At 63.4% G+C, this 16,710-nt stretch carries 10 protein-coding genes; 6 read left to right on the top strand and 4 right to left on the bottom strand.

Translation table 11 applies throughout. The annotated features are described in order from the left end of the window. Positions 1–136: 136 nt before the first annotated feature. Both MSIL_RS01080 and aspS read right to left on the bottom strand, forming a co-directional pair. Positions 137–3,505: a transglutaminase family protein gene (locus MSIL_RS01080; RefSeq protein WP_012589261.1), complete on the bottom strand. Its 3,369-nt coding sequence runs from the start codon at positions 3,503–3,505 to the stop codon at positions 137–139. 234 nt (positions 3,506–3,739) lie between these two features. Next, on the bottom strand, positions 3,740–5,611 hold the full coding sequence (gene aspS, locus MSIL_RS01075; protein WP_012589260.1) for an aspartate--tRNA ligase: 1,872 nt from the start codon (positions 5,609–5,611) through the stop codon (positions 3,740–3,742). A 162-nt stretch (positions 5,612–5,773) separates the two neighbouring features. Between aspS and rnd the strand changes: the two genes are divergently transcribed. Beyond that, on the top strand, positions 5,774–6,973 hold the full coding sequence (gene rnd, locus MSIL_RS01070) for a ribonuclease D (RefSeq protein ID WP_041367441.1): 1,200 nt from the start codon (positions 5,774–5,776) through the stop codon (positions 6,971–6,973). Positions 6,974–7,033: 60 nt separating this feature from the next. Here rnd and ppx read toward each other — a convergent pair whose 3' ends face one another. After that, positions 7,034–8,605 (bottom strand): exopolyphosphatase, encoded by a 1,572-nt coding sequence (gene ppx / locus MSIL_RS01065; RefSeq protein ID WP_012589258.1) that lies wholly within the window; start codon positions 8,603–8,605, stop codon positions 7,034–7,036. Next, positions 8,544–10,928, bottom strand: a complete 2,385-nt coding sequence (locus tag MSIL_RS01060) for an RNA degradosome polyphosphate kinase (protein ID WP_083772146.1) — start codon at positions 10,926–10,928, stop codon at positions 8,544–8,546. Before MSIL_RS01060 ends, ppx begins: the two co-directional genes overlap by 62 nt. A 454-nt stretch (positions 10,929–11,382) precedes the next feature. Here MSIL_RS01060 and MSIL_RS19950 point away from each other — a divergent pair, with 454 nt between their 5' ends. The 5 genes from MSIL_RS19950 to MSIL_RS01030 all read left to right on the top strand — a co-directional run bounded on the left by MSIL_RS19950 (position 11,383) and on the right by MSIL_RS01030 (position 16,697). Further along, positions 11,383–12,189 (top strand): aldo/keto reductase, encoded by an 807-nt coding sequence (locus MSIL_RS19950; RefSeq protein ID WP_012589256.1) that lies wholly within the window; start codon positions 11,383–11,385, stop codon positions 12,187–12,189. Then, complete coding sequence (locus tag MSIL_RS01050) at positions 12,186–13,793, top strand: GMC oxidoreductase (protein WP_012589255.1); 1,608 nt, start codon at positions 12,186–12,188, stop codon at positions 13,791–13,793. Before MSIL_RS19950 ends, MSIL_RS01050 begins: the two co-directional genes overlap by 4 nt. Positions 13,794–13,993: 200 nt before the next feature. Continuing rightward, on the top strand, positions 13,994–14,881 hold the full coding sequence (locus MSIL_RS19945; RefSeq protein WP_012589254.1) for a DUF4436 family protein: 888 nt from the start codon (positions 13,994–13,996) through the stop codon (positions 14,879–14,881). Between the two features lie 135 nt (positions 14,882–15,016). Next, entirely contained in the window at positions 15,017–16,075 is a 1,059-nt protein-coding gene (locus MSIL_RS01035; RefSeq protein ID WP_012589253.1) for an NAD(P)-dependent alcohol dehydrogenase, read from the top strand. Between the two features lie 379 nt (positions 16,076–16,454). After that, positions 16,455–16,697, top strand: a complete 243-nt coding sequence (locus tag MSIL_RS01030) for a hypothetical protein (protein WP_187148688.1) — start codon at positions 16,455–16,457, stop codon at positions 16,695–16,697. Positions 16,698–16,710: the final 13 nt, after the last annotated feature.

The raw sequence follows: 16,710 nt of genomic DNA, 5'->3' as shown, positions 1-16,710 counted from the left end.
GAGGAGGCCGCACGCCGTCTCGAACAGGACGGCGCAGGCGTCTGTAGGCGCCCTCACCCCATCCTTCGAGACGCGCCTTTCAGGCGCTCCTCAGGATGAGGAGGCCGATCGGATCAATCGGTCCGATCGGCATAGTTCATACGCCGCGCGGGCGGCGCAGATCCAGCGTCAGCGGGAAATCGGCCGTGCGCTCCTCCGGCGGAACCTTGATCGCTCCCGGCGTATGGCCGAACGCCTCGAAGCGCGCGAGGCGGCGCGCTTCGGCCTCGTAGGAATTGACCGGAAAGGTCTCGTAGTTGCGCCCGCCCGGATGGGCCACGTGATAGACGCAGCCGCCGATCGACCGGCCGGACCAGGCGTCGATGATGTCAAAGGTCAGCGGCGCATGGACCGGCACGGTCGGGTGCAGCCCGACGGCGGCCTGCCACGCCTTGAAGCGCACGCCGGCGACAGCCTCGCCCGAAACGTCGGTCGTCGTCATGGGCATGCGCCTGCCGTTACAGGCGATGATGTGACGCCCTTCGACAAACCCCTCGCATTTGATCTGCAGCCGCTCGATCGAGGAATCGACGAAGCGCACCGTGCCGCCGATCGCGCCTGTCTCGCCCATGACGTTCCACGGCTCAAGCGCCTGACGCAGCTCCAGCTTGAGGCCGCCATGCTCGATCGCGCCGTAGAAGGGAAAGCGGAACTCCCATTGCGCCTGGAACCAGGCCGGATCGAACGCATAGCCGGCGCGGCCGAGATCGGCCAAGACGCCGAGAAAATCCTCCCAGACAAAATGCGGCAGCATGAAGCGGTCGTGCAGCGTCGTTCCCCAACGCACCAGACCGCCCTGCTGCGGCTCGCGCCAGAACCAGGCGATCAGGGCGCGCAGCAGCAATTGCTGCGCAAGACTCATGCGCGCATCCGGCGGCATCTCGAAGGCGCGGAATTCGACGAGGCCGAGCCGCCCCGTTGGACCGTCGGGCGAATAGAGCTTGTCGATGCAGATCTCGGCGCGATGGGTGTTGCCGGTCACGTCGATCAAGAGATTGCGGTAGAGCCGGTCGACCAGCCAGAGCGGGATCGATCCGTCCGGCCCCGGCGTGTTGGCGAGCGCGGTCTCGAGCTCATAGAGCCCGTCATGGCGTCCCTCGTCGACGCGCGGCGCCTGGCTCGTCGGGCCGATAAACAGGCCCGAAAAGAGATAGGAGAGGCACGGATGACGCTGCCAATAGATGATGAGGCTTTTCAGGAGGTCCGGGCGACGCAGGAACGGCGAATCCTGCGGGGTCGCGCCGCCGACGACGACGTGATTGCCGCCGCCGGTGCCGGTGTGGCGCCCATCGACCATGAATTTATCAGCGCCGAGCCGCACCTGCCGCGCGTCCTCGTAGAGGCCCTTGGTCGTCTCGACCGCCTCGCGCCAGCTGTGGCAGGGCTGGATGTTGACCTCGATGACGCCGGGATCGGGCGTCACCTTGATGACCTCGATGCGCGGATCATAGGGCGGCGGATAGCCCTCGATATGCACGGGGGTGTTCAGATCCTCGGCCGCGACTTCGACCGCGGTGACAAGTTCGAGATAGTCTTCGAGCCGTTCCGTTGGCGGCATGAAGACGCAGATCACGCCGTCGCGCGGCTCGACGCTGATCGCCGTGCGCACGGCGCCCTCGATTGCCAGTTGCTCGATGACGTCCTGGCGCGTGCTCGACGGTTCGAGCGATTTCTGGAAATGCTCGACGCGTTGCTTAAGCTTTGCGGCGTCGGGCAAGGGGCCGCGATCCTCCAGCGGATCCTGCGGATGGATATAGGGATAGGAGGATGGCGCGATATAGGGCAGCGAGGCGAGCGGCAGCCGGTATCCGACCGGCGAATCGCCCGGCACCAGAAACAGCTTGCCGCGCCGCATGCACCATTTCTCGCTGACCCAGCGCAGGCCGCGCGAGAGCGAGGGCGGCGAATTCCAGCGCTGCACCGGCAGCACGAAGCCGGTCGGCTTGGTCAGGCCCCGCGCAAAAGCGCGGATCATGCGGTTGCGCTCTTCGGGATCCTCGATTTTTGGATCGAGCGGATTGACGTTGTCCGGCAGATTTCCTTCCTTGACGACCCAGACCGCCGGATCCTCATAGGCCGGCATGACGCATTCTTCCGACACCCCGAGGAAATCGGCGACGCCGCGGGTCAGGGCCGCCGCCTTGTTGCGCTGGTCGTCGGTAAACGAAACCTCGGCGGCCCCGGGCGTCTTTTCGGCTTCGGGCGCGAGCGTGCGTCCGACGGAGCCGATCAGTTCGGGATCGCGCCAGATCGGCTGGCCGTCCTTGCGCCAATAGAGCGAAAAGCCCCAGCGCGGCAGCGATTCGCCGGGATACCATTTGCCCTGGCCGTAATGCAGAAGGCCGCCCGGCGCGACGCGGTTGCGAATGCGGCGGATCAGGGCGTCAGCGAAGGAGCGCTTGGTCGCCCCGACCGCCGCGGTGTTCCATTCCGAGGATTCGAAATCGTCGATCGAGACGAAGGTCGGCTCGCCGCCCATCGTCAGGCGGACGTCCTGCCGGATCAGATCCTCGTCGACCTGCTCGCCGAGCGCATCCAACTTTTCCCAGGCCTCATCGGAGAAGGGCATGGTGATGCGCGGCTTCTCATGGACGCGCGTCACCGTCATGTCGAAGTCGAAATCGACCTTTGCACCCGCTTCGACGCCGCCCGAGATCGGCGCGGCAGAGGAATAATGCGGCGTCGCAGCGACCGGGATATGCCCCTCGGCCGTAAACATGCCCGAGGTCGCGTCCATGCCGACCCAGCCCGCGCCCGGCAGATAGACTTCCGCCCAGGCGTGAAGGTCGGTGAAATCGACCTGCGTGCCCTTCGGCCCCTCGATCGGCTCGATGTCGGCGCGCAGCTGGATCAGATAGCCGGACACGAATCGCGCCGCGAGGCCAAGATTGCGCAGGATCTGCACCAGCAGCCAGGCCGAGTCGCGGCAGGAGCCCGTCTTGAGCGTCAGCGTCTCCTCGGGCGTCTGCACGCCCGGCTCCATGCGGATCACATAGCCGACCGCCTTTTGCAGGCTGGCGTTGAGATCGACGAGAAAATTGACGATATGGACCGGTTCTTTCGGCAGCTTCGCCATATAGTCGGCAAGCTCCGGCCCCAATGGCTCGGGCTGCAGATAGGGCGCAAGGTCCGCCTTGAGTTCGGGCTCATAGGCGAAGGGAAATTGCTCCGCATAGGGCTCGATGAAGAAATCGAACGGGTTGACCACCGAGAGATCGACGGTCAGTTCGACCTCGACCTTGAATTCGCTGACCTTCTCCGGGAAGACGAAGCGCGCCTGCCAATTATTATGCGGGTCCTGCTGCCAATTGACGAAATGATCCGGCGGCGAAACCTTGAGACTGTAATTCAGGATTTTGGTGCGCGCATGCGGCGCCGGACGCAGCCGCACGATTTGCGGGCCGAGCGAGACCGGACGATCATAGATGTAATGGGTGAGGTGGTAGATAGCGGCCGATATGGACAATGCTTCTGACCCGCGTTCCGCCGAGCGAGCCGGTCCCGCGCTTCTCGCGCCTGGACCTCAAGCCGCCGACAAAGCCTAATTTTCTATAGCAATCGAGCGTTTGTGGCGAAACAGCGCGCGCCTCCCAAGGCGCCTATGTTTTATTCATTTTCGCGCCAAAGACTCGCCAAAACGCTCGCGCCGCAAGTCACCGCAATTCGCGCGCCAAGGCGAGCGCGCGCGTTGCACCGCGTCCTATTTCTCCGGCAAATTGAGCTTGATCGAGAGCTCGCGCAGTTGCTTCGCCGTCACATTGGAGGGGGCGCCGAGCAACAGATCCTCGCCGCGCTGATTCATCGGGAAAGCCACGATCTCGCGCAGATTTTCCTCGCCCGCGAGCAGCATGACGATGCGATCGACGCCCGGCGCAATGCCGCCATGGGGCGGCGCGCCGTAGTGGAAGGCGCGGTACATGCCGCCGAATTTCTGCTCCAGCACTGTTTCATCATAGCCGGCGAGCGCGAAGGCCTTGCGCATGATGTCGGGACGGTGATTTCGGATCGCGCCGGACGACAGCTCAAAGCCGTTGCAGACAACGTCATATTGAAAAGCGGTTATTTCGAGTATCCGCTTCCGAAGTTCATTGCTCTCATTTAAATCGCGATTGCGCTCCCCTCGGTCAATTCCAACAATTTCTTCACGGACACCGGTCTCTAGAGCGAGAAACTGCTCTAGGTTGCAATTCGGCATCGAGAACGGATTATGCGAGAAATCGATTCGCTTCTCGTCCTCGTTCCATTCATACATCGGGAAATCGACGATCCAGCAAAGTTCGAACACGCCGGTTTTCGACAGTTTAAGCTCCGAGCCGATGCGAAGCCGCGCCGCGCCGGCGAGCTTGGCGGCCCGATCCGGCCGGTCGCAGGCGAAGAACACGGCGTCGCCGGACTTCAGGCCGGCCTTGGCGGCGATCGCCTGCTGCACGTCGGCGGGAAGGAATTTCGCAATCGGACCCTTGCCGACGAGCGCTCCAGCGTCGCCCTCGAAAATCACATAGCCGAGACCGGCCGCGCCCTCGCCCCGCGCCCAATCATTCAGCTTGTCGAAGAAGGAGCGCGGCTGCGCGCCGGCCCCCGGCGCCGGAATGGCGCGCACGACGCCGCCCTGCTTGATGACGTTCTTGAAGGCGTTGAAGCTGACGTCCTCGCGCGAAAACTCCTCCGTCACGTCGACGATGACGAGCGGATTGCGCAGATCCGGCTTGTCCGTGCCATATTTCAGCATCGTCTCGGCGTAAGGGATGCGCGGGAATTCCGGCGTCACCGCAAAACCCTCGCCGAACTCCTCGAAGACGCCGCGCAGCACCGGCTCGACGGTGGCGAAAATATCCTCCTGCGTGACGAAGCTCATCTCGATATCGAGCTGATAGAATTCGAGGCTGCGGTCGGCGCGCAGATCCTCGTCACGGAAGCAGGGCGCAATCTGGAAATAGCGGTCGAAGCCAGCCGTCATGAGCAGCTGCTTGAATTGCTGCGGGGCCTGCGGCAGGGCGTAGAATTTGCCCGGATGCAGACGCGAGGGCACGAGAAAATCGCGCGCGCCCTCGGGGCTCGAAGCTGTCAGGATCGGCGTTTGAAATTCGAAAAACCCCTGCCCCTTCATGCGCGCGCGGAGCGAATCGATCACCCGTCCGCGCAGCATGATGTTGTTGTGGAGTTTTTCGCGCCTGAGATCGAGGAAGCGATAGCGCAGCCGCATGTCTTCGGGATAATTCTGGTCGCCAAACACCGGCAGCGGCAATTCGGCGGCCGCGCCCAAAACTTCGATCTCCGTCACATAGACTTCGATGAGGCCGGTCGGCATCTCGATGTTCTCGGTGCCGGCCGGGCGTTGGCGCACGAGCCCGTCAATCCGGACGACCCATTCGGAGCGCAGCTTCTCGGCGAGGGGAAAGGCGCCCGAATCAGGATCGACGACGCATTGCGTGATTCCATAGTGATCGCGAAGGTCGATGAACAGCACGCCGCCATGGTCGCGGATGCGGTGGCACCAGCCGGAAAGCCGGGTCGGCTGCAAGGCGTCGGTTTCGCGCAGATCGCCGCAGGTATGGGAACGGTAGCGGTGCATCGTGTCATTTTGCCCGGAAGGAGTTGGCGCGGAGAAGGCATGGCCATGTCGTCCTGTCAAGGCGCGGCCGGCGCGAGCTCGGCCGCGCCATGACTATCCGGATCGTCCGCGCTGAATAGCTGCAAGGTAGCGGATCGCCGAGCTTTGCTTTATCTAAAATCCATGAGCCTGATCACGACAACTGAGGCCCTGGCGGAGGTCTGCCAGAGGCTCGCATCCCATGCTTTCGTCACAGTCGACACGGAATTTCTGCGCGAGACGACGTTCTGGCCAAAACTCTGCGTCGTGCAGCTCGCCTCGGCCGACGAGGCTGTGGCGGTCGACGCCCTCGCCAGCGGGCTCGACCTTGCGCCGCTGTTCGAGCTGATGGCCGATCCCGCCGTCGTCAAGGTGTTTCACGCTGCCAGGCAGGATCTTGAAATCGTTTGGAATCTGGCAAAGATCATCCCGGCGCCGCTGTTCGACACTCAGGTCGCGGCGATGGTGTGCGGCTTCGGCGATCAGGTCTCCTACGGCGATCTCGTCCAGACCGTCTGCAAGGTCTCGCTCGACAAATCCTCACGCTTTACCGACTGGTCGCGCCGGCCGCTCCTGCCGGCGCAGGTCGATTACGCCATCGCCGACGTCACCTATCTGCGCGATATTTACGCCATCCTCCAGGACAAGCTGAAAGAGACCGGTCGGCTCGGCTGGCTCAGCGATGAAATGGCGCTTCTGACGTCGCCCGCAACTTATGAGCAGCACCCGGACAACGCCTGGGAGCGCTTTCGCAACCGCGTTCGCAAGCCGCGCGATCTTGGCGTGCTGATGGAAGTCGCCGGCTGGCGCGAGGCCGAGGCGCAGGCGCGCGACGTGCCGCGCTCGCGCATCCTGAAGGACGACGTGCTGATCGAGCTCGCCCTGGCCGCGCCGCGCTCGGCCGACGCGCTTGGCAATCTGCGCGCCTTTCCGCGCGGCATGGAGCGCTCGCGCGCGGGCGCCGAAATCCTGGCCGCGATCGAACGCGGCCTGGCGCGCGACCCGAAAACGCTGCCAAAGCTCGAGCGTGACCGCAGGACCGGCGGCAATGGCGCGACCGTCGAGCTTTTAAAGGTCCTGCTGCGGCAGATCAGCGAAAGCCATGGCGTCGCCGCGAAAATGATCGCAAATGTCGAGGATCTCGAAGCGATCGCCGCCGACGACAACGCCAAAGTCGCGGCGCTGACCGGCTGGCGGCGCGAACTGTTCGGCGTGAAGGCGCTGGAGTTGAAACATGGACGCCTCGCGCTCACGGTCGAGCGCGGACGCGTTGTCATGCTGGAATGGCAGGAGGCTTCTCAGGAAGCGGAGGAGCCGGCCGCGCCCGAGACGGCGGCAGGCTAGCTGGGGCTCGCTGTTACCGTACGACGCTGATCCGAAAGCTCCGTAATTTTCGGCGCCCTGCTACCCGGCCACCGCGATCGCGGCGTCGCGCCCGATCAGCCGGGCGAGCTGCTTGACGCGGCTGTAAAGCCTGTCGCTGGCGAGATCGGCGAGATCGATCGGAAGCGTCAGCACCACCTTGTTCTTCGCACAAGCGAGCGGCGTGCGCGGCAGAACGCCCGGCATGGCGCCGGAGGCGATATAGGCGAGGCGCATCATCGCGGCGACGATGCGGGCCCGGTCGAGCACGCGGGCGGAGGCCAGCGCGCGGATTTGCGGGCTGATTTCATCGTCGTCGAGGCCAAGATAGCGATAGGCCATGGTCAGAGCGAGAAACGCGCGGCCGGAATGGTCGATGGCGGTCAAGGACGAATTCTCGACGAGATTGATGCTTTCTTCGCTGCGGTAGTCCGGATGCGCGCGCCAGTTGACGTCGGCAAGCAGGCAGGCCGCATGCCTCAGCCGCTTTTCCTCTGGCAATTCATCAAGTTGCGATGATTTAATAAAGTGATCTGTCCAGTCGCAAAGATCATGGGCATGGGCGGGCGCGCGGGAAAATAGCAGATTTGCGTCGGCGGTCGCCCGCAGGAGCGGATCCTCCCGCCGTTGGTGGGCGTCGAGCTTTTCATAGAGCAGCCCCTCCCGCACGCCGGCGCTGGAAATCATGATTTCCTTGGGGCGGCCACGGCGGATGATCTCGGCGATGACCGCCGCGCCATAGGGCAGCAGCGGCCGGCGCTGCGCATTGACGGCGTCGATCGACAGCAGCGTTTCCGTATTCACGCGGGCGACGATATTGGCGAAATCGGCGGCGTCCTGCGCCGGGATGACATAGCCATGCATGACGGCCAGCGGATAGTTGCGCTGGCGCATATGCAGCTTCGCGAAGGCGCGCCATGTGCCGCCGACCGCGTAGAAGGTGCGCCCTTCGAGCCGTTCGACGAGGCGCGAATCGGCGAGGGCGTCGCGCACGATCCTTGCCGCCGCTCGGGCGGATTTCTTCGAGGCGTCGATCAGGGTCAGGCCGCCGAGCGGCAGCGTCACGCCCTTGCTGAGCTGCGAGCCCTTGACGTCGATCAGTTCGAGCGAGCCGCCGCCGAGATCGCCGACGAGGCCGTCCGGCTTGTGAACGCCCGAGACGACGCCATGGGCCGAGAGTTCAGCCTCGCGCGGGCCGGACAGCAGCGAGATCGGAGCGCCGATCGCCTGCGTCGCCGCGGCGAGGAATTCGGGGCCGTTGCCGGCGTCGCGCGCCGCCGCCGTCGCCAGAACATTCAGTTCGCCAACGTCGAGAATCTCGCATAGCACCTTGAACCGGCGCAGCGCCGCGAGCGCTTTTTCCATGCCGGATTTGGACAGGAGGCCGGTCGTTGCGACGCCGTCGCCGAGCGCGCAAAGGGATTTTTCGTTGAAGATCTGCCGCGGCGCGCGGCTCAATCCCTCATAGGCGACGAGCCGGACTGAATTCGACCCGATGTCGACGATGGCGACAGGCTTGCCGTCGCCTGCTGCGTTACCGAGCGGCCTGACGTCAACGCCCGTCCAGCCTCTTAAAGAGAGTTTTGGGACTGGATGTTTTGAGAGATTTTCCACGGCCGGACAGACTCGGATTTGTCATGAAATAGGAATGCGCGTTGAAGGGCTCGGCCCCCGCCGGCGCCTGTATGCGCGCGCTCGACCCGTCAGGCAAGACGCTATAGCTCTGCTGATTGTCGATAAGGTTTGCGACCATGATCTGGTCGAGCACCTGCTCGTGGACGGTTGGATTGAGGATCGGCGAAAGGACTTCGACGCGCCGGTCGAGATTGCGCTGCATAAGATCGGCCGAGGAAATATAGACCCGCGCCTTGGGATGAGGCAGGCCATGGCCGGCGCCGAAGCAATAGATGCGCGCATGCTCCAGAAAGCGGCCGATGATCGATTTGACGCTGATGTTCTCCGAAAGGCCCGACACGCCGGGCCGCAGGCAGCAGATGCCTCGCACGACAAGGTCGATCGGGACGCCGGCCTGGCTCGCCCGGTAGAAGGCGTCGATGATCTCAGGATGGACAAGCGAATTGCATTTCGCCCAGATCGCCGCGGGTTTTCCGGCCCTGGCGAAGGCGATCTCCTCCTCGATATGCTGCAGCAGCCGCGCCTTCAGCGAAATCGGCGAAACCGCCATCAGCTCAAGGCCCTCGGGCTCGGCGTAGCCGGTGATGTAATTGAAGATCCGCGACACGTCGCGCCCGATCGCGGGATCGGCGGTAAAGAAGGAAATGTCGGTATAGATCTTCGCCGTGATCGGGTGATAATTCCCCGTGCCGACATGGCAATAAGTGGTGAGCCCGCTGCCTTCGCGGCGAACCACCATCGATAATTTGGCGTGGGTCTTCAGTTCGATGAATCCGAACACGACCTGCACGCCCGCCCGTTCGAGATCGCGCGCCCAGCGGATGTTGGCCGCCTCATCGAAACGCGCCTTGAGCTCGACCAGCGCCGTCACCGATTTGCCGGCGTCGGCAGCGTCGATCAGGGCGCGCACGATCGGACTGTCCGCCGAGGTGCGATACAGCGTCTGCTTGATCGCGACGACATTTGGATCCGTCGCCGCCTGGTTCAGGAACTGGACCACGACGTCGAAGGATTCATAAGGGTGATGGACGACGAGATCCTTCTGCTTGATGGTGGCGAAACAATCGCCACCATTGTCGCGCAGCCGCTCGGGAAAGCGCGGATTATACGGCTTGAACTTGAGCTCCGGCCGGTCGAGGCCGACGATCTCCGACAATTCGTTGAGGGCCAGCATGCCGTCGACGACAAAGACCTCCTCGGGCAGCACGGCGAGCTCTTCCTGCACGAAGCCGCGCAATTCGTCGGGCGTGAGGCTGTCGAATTCGAGCCGGATCACCGAACCGAGACGGCGCCGCTTCAACGCCGTCTCGAACAAGAGGACGAGATCTTCGGCCTCTTCCTCGACTTCGAGATCGCTGTCGCGGATGACCCTGAAGACGCCGGCGCCGCGTACGCGATAGCCCGGAAAAAGAGTATGCGTGAACATCGCGACGAGATGTTCGAGCGCGAGGAAACGTGCGCCCGGATTTTGCGGATTTTCCGGGAGCCGGACGAATCGCTGGATCTTGGCCGGCAGGCGAATCAGCGCCTTCGACATTTTGCGGTCGACCGGCCCGATCAGTTCGAGCGCGATCGTGAAGCCGAAATTGGGAATGAAGGGAAAGGGGTGCGCCGGATCGATGGCGAGCGGCGTCAGCACCGGAAACACATGGGACAGGAAATATTGCTCGAGCCAGCCCTTGTCAGTGGCGTCGAGCTCGGTCCGGTCGAGGATCGCGATGCCCACTCCGATGAGTTCGTCGCGCAATTCGCGGCAGCGGCGCTGCTGCTCGACGGCGAGAAGGCTCGCGCGCTCGCGAATGCGGGCGAGCTGTTGCGTCGGGATCAGCCCGTCCTCGGAGGGCGTCGTTACGCCTTCGCGCACCTGGCCGCGCAGGCCCGCGACGCGAACCATGAAGAATTCGTCGAGATTGGTCGCCGAGATCGACAGAAAGCGCAATTGCTCGAGCAGCGGGTGATTGCGATTCGAGGCTTCCTGCAGCACGCGCCAATTGAACTCGAGCCAGGACAATTCGCGATTGATGAAGCGATGCGGCGAGCGGTGCAGATCGGCGATCTCACCTTCCTCGCGCGGCTCGTCGGAAAGCGGCGCGGGGCCGGCCTCGTCGGCGACGGCGGCCGCGGCGATGGCGAAATCCGGCTCCCCGGCGAGCTCCGCCGGCAGGATCTCCTCAATGTCCTCTTCCACGCATTCGGCCGCGAGCACGGATTTGGCTGGCTCGGGCTGCGGCGCGAACGACGGCTCCGGTTGGACCGCAGCGGCGCGCCGGCCGGGCGCGCGCGTTGCTCGCGTCGGTTTCATTGGCTCGGCTTCCGAGGTCACTTCGGTTATCTCCCGAGGGAAAACGATGGAGGGCGCCCTTTATGGAGGGCCAAACTGTCCGGCCCTCATAAGGCGCCACATAGGCGTTCGCTGGTCAGCTTGACGGCCGGACCAGCGCTTGTAAAGCCTGCGCGGGCTGAAGTCAGCGTGCGAGAGACCGCGCCGGCAATCCAGCGCGCGCAGCCCCGCAGATCGTCTGCGCAAATAAAATCGCTGCGTCTTTTCGCAGCGCCGCCGCGCGAGCCATATGGCGCGGCAATCGCATGGCGCGGCGCACGCCACTCCGCGAGCGCGGAAATAAAGTTTTGAGAACCAGTTAAAGTGCTTCAGCTCTGCTGCAAGTTCAAAGAACCGTGCAGGTCAAGCTATTGCAAACAACGACTCTTTCAGATAGGTTCCGGAGCGTCGATCCTAAAGAAACGACGGAATTTTGATGCAGAAGATTGTTATTCCTGCAACGAATATCTCAACGTCTCGCTTTATATTTGGAACTGCCAGCCTTTTTAATGCAGGCTCCTTTCGTGACCGTCAAAAATTATTGGACGCCGCCGCTGATCACGGCTTTTCCCATTTTGACACCGCGCCTTATTACGGCTTCGGCATGGCCGAGCGCGACCTGCGCCATCTGCTTGGAAGGCGCCCGTCCCTCACCGTGACGACGAAAGTCGGAATTTACTCGCCGGGCGGAGAAATGCAGCCAGGCGCGGCCATACTTTTACGGAAAATCGGCGGAAAACTGCTCCCTTCGCTATCCAGGCCGACAATCGACTGGAATGTTGCGCGCGCGCGCAAAAGCCTCGAGGGAAGCCTGCGGCGTCTCGGCCGAGAGCGGATCGACCTCTATATGATGCATGAACCGGTATTACGGCTCCTGGATGCGGACGAATGGCTTCGATGGCTGCAACAGGCCAAGGCCGCAGGCCAGGTGGGGGCGTTTGGCCTCGCGCTGACAGCCGATAAGCTGGAGCCCTTTCTGGAGGCCGGGTCGGAACTCGCCAATATCGTGCAAACCTTTGACAGTCTGGAAAAAAAGGAAGCCGATGTGCTGGCGCGCTACCATCGGCCTTTTCAAATCACCTACGGATATGTCTCCGGCGCGCGGGCGCAGGGAAATACATCGTCGGTCGCCGCCATTCTCAAAGAGGCGCTCGGGCGCAATCCGCACGGCGCTATCGTCGTCAGCACCAAAAGGCCGGAGCGCCTTGGCCAATATGCTGATCTCCTGGAGCATGAATCATGATCCGCGATCTTATCGGCCATAAGGATCAAGGTTCCGAACCGATCACGGCTGATGTGCTCGTCATCGGCGCCGGCACGGCCGGTCTCGTCATCGCTGCCCGTCTTGCCGCGCAAGATCTTAGGGTGGTCGTGCTGGAATCGGGGGCGCGTCAGCAGGAGAAGGACGAGCACCCGCTGAACGAAGTGGTCCAGCTGCGTTCAATTTATACCGGCGCGTCGCGCGGCCGATTCCGCTGTCTCGGCGGAACCTCGACGCGGTGGGGCGGCGCGCTCATCCCCTTCGTTCCGGCGGATATGGATCCGGCCCTTTGGCCGGTGTCTCACGGCGAGCTCTGCGCCTATCTGCCGGACGTCGAAGAGCTCTTCGGCCTTGCGCCGGGAACCTATGACTGGACCGACTGGGCCAAGTTCGGCGGCGCGCAGTCCGATCACGTCGCGCGCCTGGCGAAATGGCCCCCCTTCGGCAAGCGCAACGTCGCCAATTTGCTGTCGTCATCGATCGATCGCGCAGACGGGGCGGAGATCTGGCTGAATGCGACGGCCACCCGCTTCGACATCGGCGATGACAGACGCCTGGGAGAGGTGACCGCCGAAGCGCCGGACAAATCGAAGCTGCGCGTCCGCGCGCAACATGTCGTCATCGCCGCCGGAGCGATCGAAAGCACGCGCCTTCTCCTTCTCGCGGATCGACAGAACGGCGACAAATTCTTCGCGCCGGACGGCGTGCTTGGGCGTTATTTTCACGACCATCTTTCGGTCGGCGTCGGCGACATCGAGGCGAAGGACAGGACGGCCCTGAATCGCGTCGCCGGATTTCGCTTCGAAAAAGGCGGAAGCATGCGCAACCTCCGTTTCGAGCTGTCCGAGAATGCGCGGCAGCGGGAGCATCTGCCGGCGTGCTTCGCCCATATCGCTTTCGAGGAAACCAGCCGCAGCGGCTTTGAAGCGTTACGAGCCGTTTACCGCCAGCTGCAAAAGCGGCGCAATCCCAGTTTCGCGACGCTGATGGAGCTCGCGCGCGGCTTTCCTTGGCTGTCGCGCGCCGTGTGGTGGCGATTCGTCGAAGGGCGGCTGCTTTATCCCTCCGACGCCTCCATCAAGCTCATCATGGTGCTCGAGCAGCCGCCCCGCGCGGAGAACAGGATTTTCCTGTCCGACGATCGGCGCGATGTCTACGGCCAGCCTCTCGCGGTGATCGACTGGGCGGTCGGGGCGGAGGATCAGCGAGCCATGACGGAAGTCACCGATCTGTTCATGAAAAGCTGGGCGGGGACCGGCCTTGCCGGCCTTGGACAGATCCACAGGCGCCCGCCGCAGGAGGCCGAGGCCGATGTCGCCGGCGGCGGCGGCATCTTTCATCCGGGCGGCACGGTCCGGATGGGGCGAACGCCGGCGGACGGCGTATTGAACGGCGATCTTCGCGCCTTCCGGGTTCCCAACGTGCATGTGATTTCGACCGCAGCCTTCCCGACCGGCGGCGGCGCCAATCCAACCATGATGCTGATGATGTGCGCCATGCGATGCGTGGCTCAGCTTTCGAAGGAGCTGAAGCCAACCTCCCCCGGGACTTCCCCGGCGACGACGGCGCTGGCCGAAGCGCGCTGACTCGGCCCGACTCGGTCCAGATTCATGAAACGCGATCGATTCCAACTGTTTGGAGCGTGGTCCGAAAAGTCTACATCTTTTCGGCGTCATGCTCTAAACCCTGATCCGCGCGAGCGCCGCCGTCGCGCAGACGAGGGGATCCGAGGCCAGATGCGTCGCCGAAAAAATCAATTTCGCCAATCCAATGCGCCGTCATCGCCGTGAGCCAAACAAAGCCGAGCCCTTTCCCGAAGCGCCGGGCGTTCGCGCTTATCTTCCTCGTCGCCGCCGCAGCGCTTGTTTACGCCGCAGCGCTGCGCACCTTCGACCTGACCGAAATTCCGACCGAACGCAGCTTCGCCAAAGATCCGGACGCGGCGCAACGGATTAAGATTTATATCGAGCCCATCTCCGTCGACCCGGCCAATGAAGCAATCCAATTTCGCGTCCATGTCGCTCCGGGTCGGGGAATGCCCGGCAAGCGGCCGAACTCCGCCGATCGCGATCTCAACGTCATCGTGAGATCCGGCGACGCGGTCGAGCAGCAGGTCTTTCGCGCCCATGAGCCGATGACGTTCCTGACAATCGGCGCCGACCTCAATCAAGGCAGCATCGCCCGCTACCCGTTTGATCGCTACGTCATCGACCTGCGCGTCCAGGCCCTTGAGGGCGCGGAGGCCACGCCCGAACATGAACAGGCGATTGCGCTCGACGTCACGGTCTGGGAGGGGCTGCTCGGCTATCAAATCCGCTCGAGCATGGCTCCCGGCGGCGACGCCGGCGATCTCCGCCTGCGCTTCGACCTGCGCCGCGCCGACGCGCATGTCTTCTTCGCGCTTGCGACCTATGGCGCAATGATCGTCCTCGCATGCAGTTCGCTCTTGATCAGCTTTCTCGTCTTTCTGGGATACCGAAAGCCGGAGGCGGCTCCGCTCGGCGCGCTGGCGGCGCTGGTCTTCGCCCTGCCCGCGCTTCGCAACGCTCTACCCCTCGCGCCGCCGCTCGGCGTCTGGGCCGATGTCCTCGTGTTTCTCTGGGCGGAATTGGCGGCGGTGCTAGGGCTCGCGCTGTTCGTCGTCGCCTGGGCGCGCGAAAAGCCTTTTGGATAGCCGTAAAATCCAGATCTCTTTCGCCACGCTCCGGAAAACTTTACCCGTAGCGACTGAGCTTCCGCAGCGCTTTAGCCGTACTGTGCGACTCTGCGACGAATCCCGCCCAACTCTGCATCAATACGGATGAAACGAATGCTGACTAAAGCCTATGCCGCGCAATCGCCGACCACCCCGCTGTCTCCCTTCGCCATCGAGCGCCGCGCGCCGGGACCGCGGGACGTCGCAATCGACATCCTCTTTTGCGGCGTTTGCCATTCCGATTTGCATAGCGTGCGCGGGGAATGGCCAAACATTCCATTTCCTTGCGTGCCCGGCCATGAAATCGTCGGCCGCGTCACCGCCGTCGGCGCCGCGGTCTCGAAGTTCAAGGCGGGCGACGTCGCTGCGGTCGGTTGCATGGTCGGCAGCTGCCGCCGCTGCATCTCCTGCGACGACGGACTCGAGCAATATTGCGAGCATGGTTTCATCCAGACTTACAATGGCTCGACCACCGGCGTCGGCGATAACACCTTTGGCGGCTATTCCGCCGCGATCGTCGTCGACGAGCATTTCGTGCTGCGCGTCAGCCACCCCGAAACCGATCTTGCGGCAGTCTCGCCCCTGCTCTGCGCCGGGATCACCACCTGGTCCCCGTTGCGCCATTGGAAGGCGGGACCTGGCAAGAAAGTCGGGATCGTCGGCATCGGCGGCCTCGGCCACATGGGCATAAAACTCGCCCACGCGCTCGGCGCCCATGTCGTCGCCTTTACAACCTCGCCCGGCAAGATCGAAGCGGCGCATGCGCTGGGCGCCGACGAGGTCGTCGTGTCCAAAAACGCCGAGGAGATGGGCGCGCACGCGCACTCCTTCGACTTCATCCTGAACACCGTCGCCGCGCCGCACGATCTCGACGCCTTTGTTACGCTTTTGAAGCGCGATGGAACCATGACCCTCGTCGGGGCGCCGTCTTCGCCGCACCCCTCCCCCAATGTCTTCAATTTGATCTTCGGCCGCCGCTCCATCGCCGGCTCGCTGATCGGCGGCATCGCCGAGACGCAGGAGATGCTCGATTTTTGCGCAGAGCGCGGCATCGTCGCCGATATTGAGATGATCGCTATGCAGGAGATCGAAAAAGCTTACGCCCGGATGCTGAAGAGCGACGTCAAATACCGCTTTGTCATCGACATGGCGACGCTGAAGCAGGCCGCGTAATCGCAATTTCGCGCGGCGGCGCACCGGTTGGAGCACGCCGCCGGGCAAAAAAAAACGCCGCTCATCAAACGCTCGAAGGCGTGACGGAAGCGGCGCTGTTCAAGTTGGGGACCTGCCATTGAACGTATAGGTCAAAGCAATTGCGGCGCCACAACGCTTGGTCGGCCCGCGCCTCTGGCGCGGAGCCGGCTTCTGCGCCGGTCAGCCCACGAGAGTGACATCACGGCCACATCGGCGAGCGAAATGCTTATCGCCTGCGCATAAGTCCCTGTTCGATATGGTCAAGCCAAGGCTGTCGCCTTGCCGCAGGCTAGCGATCGTGACATGATCCTTACGAGTTCCGCTCGATCGTTTTCGCAAGGTTTGCCCAATGGCGCGCATGAGATTCGTGTTTTCCCTCCTTGGCCTTTGCCTCGGAGCTTTCGCGCTTCCGGGCAGCGGCGCGGCCAATTCCCTCGGCGACGTCGACGGCCTGCCGTTCTTCGGCCGCCCCTACCCTTACGGCTATGTCTATCACCGGCCGCCGATCGAGTGCTACGACGTCAGCCCGGTCGACACGCCGGACGGCTGGCGCTGGAAGGTCACCTGGATCTGCGACGGCCACGTCACCGCCAAATACTGATTCGCGGCCTTGC

This window comes from Methylocella silvestris BL2, assembly GCF_000021745.1.
Lineage (GTDB): Bacteria > Pseudomonadota > Alphaproteobacteria > Rhizobiales > Beijerinckiaceae > Methylocapsa > Methylocapsa silvestris.
The sequence above is the reverse complement of the archived record's forward strand: the minus strand, read 5'-3'. Positions and strand labels throughout refer to the sequence as shown.

Excerpts from the sequence above, each read along its gene's own strand:
- aspS (WP_012589260.1), bottom strand. The coding sequence starts at position 5,611 with ATGCACCGCTACCGTTCCCATACCTGCGGCGATCTGCGCGAAACCGAC.
- rnd (WP_041367441.1), top strand. The coding sequence starts at position 5,774 with ATGAGCCTGATCACGACAACTGAGGCCCTGGCGGAGGTCTGCCAGAGG.
- MSIL_RS01060 (WP_083772146.1), bottom strand. The coding sequence starts at position 10,928 with ATGAAACCGACGCGAGCAACGCGCGCGCCCGGCCGGCGCGCCGCTGCG.
- MSIL_RS19950 (WP_012589256.1), top strand. The coding sequence starts at position 11,383 with ATGCAGAAGATTGTTATTCCTGCAACGAATATCTCAACGTCTCGCTTT.
- MSIL_RS01050 (WP_012589255.1), top strand. The coding sequence starts at position 12,186 with ATGATCCGCGATCTTATCGGCCATAAGGATCAAGGTTCCGAACCGATC.
- MSIL_RS01035 (WP_012589253.1), top strand. The coding sequence starts at position 15,017 with ATGCTGACTAAAGCCTATGCCGCGCAATCGCCGACCACCCCGCTGTCT.
- MSIL_RS01030 (WP_187148688.1), top strand. The coding sequence starts at position 16,455 with ATGAGATTCGTGTTTTCCCTCCTTGGCCTTTGCCTCGGAGCTTTCGCG.